We start from the raw sequence: 3,525 nt of genomic DNA, 5'->3' as shown, positions 1-3,525 counted from the left end.
CAGCTTAACAGGAGGAGTGTTCCTATGTTGCAGTATTACATCAAGGCCACCCAGGGACTGAAGCATCTGAGTGAGGACAAGGACGGCGTTGTGTCGTTCGAATACGTGATCGTCGCCGCTTGTATCGTTGCCGCGGTGGCTGCTGCGTTCGGTGCTGGTGGTTCTGGTCCCATCTTCGACGCGCTGACGAGTGCGATCACGGCTATCGCCGCCAAGGTTACCTCTGCCGTCGCCTAATGCGTCCGCCCTCGCTCCGGGGGGCATCGGACTGTCCCCCCGCCAGCCTGAACGCGATCGGCGCCGCTGAGATGACTGCACTCGGAAGTTAATGCGGCCACCTGATTCGGGGGCGCCGGCCGCCGCCTCCTTTAAGGCGTGTATTTGATGAGTTGGATTATTCCCATAACCTCGTTTCTGGAAATCCTATTGTTGCTGTACGTCGCAACGACCGATATCGCGACACGATTGATCCGAAATGAGATTTGTCTAGCGCTCGCGATCCTCGGGATCGCCGGTCAATTGGCGAACCCGATGCAGGTTGCCCAGTCGCTGATTGTTGTTGCGATCCTGTTCCTGCTGCTGTTCGGCATCTACCAACTCGGCAAGATTGGCGGCGGCGACGTCAAGTTGCTGGTTGCTCTGGCGATTGGTCTCCCGCTGACCGGTGTAATCCAGCTGTTGACCGTAACCGCACTGGCCGGCGGCGTTCTCGCCCTGGTGCATCTGATGATGCGCCTCCTGCCGTATCCCAAGCTAGCGCCCGCCGGATCGTCGCTCGTGCGTCGCGTCTATGCGGTCGAGCGTTGGCGCCATTTGCGACACGCACCCCTGCCTTACGGCGTTGCCATAGCGTGCGGTGGCATCTGGACCATTTTCAGCGAAGGATTTTGACATGTCATCCGCTTTGCGCGTTTCGATCATCATGGTGTTCTTGCTCGCTACCGCAGCGTTCGGGCTCATTGCCTATAACATGAACCTGCCGAACCCGGCCCCGGTGGAGATCACCGAGAAGGCGCCCGCGCCGGCACCTGCGACGGTCGGGTACTTTGTTGCGGTGCGTCCGCTCCCGAGAGGTACGTTGGCCCGCGACGAAGACTTCACGGTACGCTCGGTGCCGCCGGAGCGCGTGCCAGCAGGGGCGATCCTTGAAACGCCCGACGCCAAGGTCGGCCTTCCCGGGTCCCTGGTTCGCAAGTTCGTCGACGCCGGCAGTCCCATCACATTGCAGGACATACTGCGTCCGCGAGATCGCGGTTTCCTCGCCAGCGTCCTGGCACCCGATAGCCGTGCCATCAGCATCAAGGTTGACGAGGAGTCCGGCGTCTCAGGCCTGATCCGGCCAGGTGATTATGTCGACGTCGTGTTGACCCAGGTGTTCGAGAAAGCAGATCCCGCACGTCGCGCCCTGAGCGAGACCGTTCTGCGCAATGTTCGGGTCATTGCAATCGATCAGGAAATTGCGCAAGGCGGCCGAGCCGTTAGTGCCGTGGTGGGTAAGATTGCGCAGACGGTATCGTTGGAGCTTGCGTCAGATCAGGTCAAGAAGGTCACGGTCGCAAAGCAGCTCGGAACGCTCTCTCTCGCCGTACGGTCGGCAGTCGATCAGTGGGACAAAGCGGACGCCGGTGCGATGTCCAGCTGCGACGTGTCGCCGGAGCTTGCCCGCCAGAATGCCGTTGCCGGCCAGACGACATCGGTGGCGATTCATTCCGGCGGCGAGGCCAAGCAATACTCAGTCAGGAAGCAGGACGCGGACGGCATCGACGCAATCGCCGGCTGCGATCCGTCGCCGGCGGCGGTTGTCCGCCAGACTGCGACGACGATCGGTTACGCAGGCAAGTTGCTGGAGAAACGTTGATGAGCATGGTCGTTGTCAGTCCGCCTGAAGAAACTGCATCTGTTGCAACGCGCGACCGGATCGTCTGTTTCGTAAATGACGAGCTTAGTGCTGCGGCTCTGCGCAAGGGCCTCGACGGCAGCAACCTGTCGATCAGGCGTGGCACGATCCGTCATGCCATAAGGATGCTCGAAACCGACAGCAATCTATCGGCGTTGGTGACGGACATCAGCGGCATCGATGATCCATTTACCGAGCTGGAGAGGCTGGCAGGCGTCTGCCCGCCCGATGTCCGGGTGGCTCTGATAGGCGAGAGCAGGGAGATCACCCTCTACCGCGAGCTGATGGAGACCGGCTTGACGGAGTATCTCCCGAGGCCGCTCACGCGGGATATGGTGTTGGACCAGCTGCGCCCGAAGCTGCTTGGCGATGTGGGGCTCAGTMAGCCCGATCGCGGTGGGCATGTGATCTCGATCTGCGGGGCGCAGGGCGGCGCCGGAGCGACCAGTATCGCCATCAACCTCGCGCTGCAACTGGCCGAGACGACCAAGGCCAAGGTCGCGCTGCTCGACCTTCATCTGCAAGGCGGGGAAACGGCAGTGATGTTGGGCGTTCAGCCTGGGCCAGGGCTGCGCATCGCGCTGGAAAACCCGATGCGGGCGGACACGCTGTTCCTCGAACGCGCGGCAATTGATGTCAACGAGCGGGTTTGCCTGATCTCCGCCGATGAGGAATTGGATGCGCAGCTGAACATCACCGAAGCGGGAGTGAGGCACGTACTGGGTCTGCTCCGCCAACGGTTCAATTACATCGTTGTAGATGTGCCGGTCCCGTTCCCGCCATCGATCCATCCGGTGATCACTCTCTCTCGTCACGTGCTGGTGCTTCTGGAAGCCGAGGTGACCGGACTGCGCAACGCCCACGCACTGCGCACCGCAGTCACCAACATCGCCGGCAAGGATCGGGTCTTTACCTTGCTCAACCGCGCCGATCGCGCCGGGGGTCTTCCCAGGGCCACGATTGTAAAGGCCCTGGGCGCAGAACCCGACATGGTGATTCCTGATCTCGGGAAGGGGATGACCCAGGCGGTCAATCTCGGAATTCCAGCTCTCAAGCACGTATCGGCACTGCGGCGTCACCTCGCCCCGATTGTACGGGAGATCACGGGGGTCGGCGCCGAGCGGAAGGGACGGCTGTGGAGGCTCCTTGGGCTATGAAGAGATTTGGTAGGCGCGACGATGACACGCCAGCTCGTTTGCCTGCATTGACGCCAAGCTTGCCTGCGTCGACGCCAAGCTTGCCGGCATCTACGCCGAGGCGCGACGAACCTCCGATTCAGCGGCCGTTGATGCCAGCCTCGCTGCGCGAACGCGTCATCGAGCAGATCGAGCCCGCGGCAGCCGCAACCGTTTCGCGCGATGTCCTTCGGCGGCAGATCGAGGAAATCATCCACGGAATCGCCAACCAGGATCGGCTCGAACTGTCGGGACGCGAGCAGCTTCAGCTGGCGGACGAGATTGCGGACGACATGACCGGCTACGGGCCGCTCCGCCCGCTTCTGCTGGATCAAACAATCAACGACATCATGGTCAACGGTCCGAGCAACATTTACGTTGAGCGAAGCGGCAAGCTGGAGCGGGTCGCGGTGCGATTTCGCGACAACGATCACATCGCGTCCGTAGCACAGA

4 protein-coding genes and 1 pseudogene are annotated in these 3,525 nt (G+C 61.7%); all 5 read left to right on the top strand.

Translation table 11 applies throughout. From position 1 onward, the window contains the following. A partial coding sequence (locus AC1D00_RS32080; protein WP_477013418.1) for a hypothetical protein occupies window positions 1-237 on the top strand: 237 nt, incomplete at its 5' end. A 147-nt stretch (window positions 238-384) separates the two neighbouring features. Next, window positions 385-891 (top strand): A24 family peptidase, encoded by a 507-nt coding sequence (locus AC1D00_RS32075; RefSeq protein ID WP_404554817.1) that lies wholly within the window; start codon window positions 385-387, stop codon window positions 889-891. Window position 892: 1 nt separating this feature from the next. Then, a complete protein-coding gene (gene cpaB / locus AC1D00_RS32070; RefSeq protein ID WP_404554818.1) occupies window positions 893-1,858 on the top strand; it encodes a Flp pilus assembly protein CpaB in 966 nt (321 codons plus the stop codon). Continuing rightward, window positions 1,858-3,054: a CpaE/TadZ family protein gene (locus AC1D00_RS32065; protein WP_477013417.1), complete on the top strand. Its 1,197-nt coding sequence runs from the start codon at window positions 1,858-1,860 to the stop codon at window positions 3,052-3,054. Before cpaB ends, AC1D00_RS32065 begins: the two co-directional genes overlap by 1 nt. Next, a pseudogene (locus AC1D00_RS32060) lies at window positions 3,033-3,525 on the top strand (CpaF family protein); the annotation flags it as partial. The gene AC1D00_RS32065 and the pseudogene AC1D00_RS32060, both read left to right, overlap by 22 nt.

The sequence above is a fragment of the Bradyrhizobium sp. P2_E8 genome, from assembly GCF_056403875.1.
This window is presented reverse-complemented; position numbering and strand designations above follow the sequence as displayed.

Excerpts from the sequence above, each read along its gene's own strand:
- AC1D00_RS32075 (WP_404554817.1), top strand. The coding sequence starts at position 385 with ATGAGTTGGATTATTCCCATAACCTCGTTTCTGGAAATCCTATTGTTG.
- cpaB (WP_404554818.1), top strand. The coding sequence starts at position 893 with ATGTCATCCGCTTTGCGCGTTTCGATCATCATGGTGTTCTTGCTCGCT.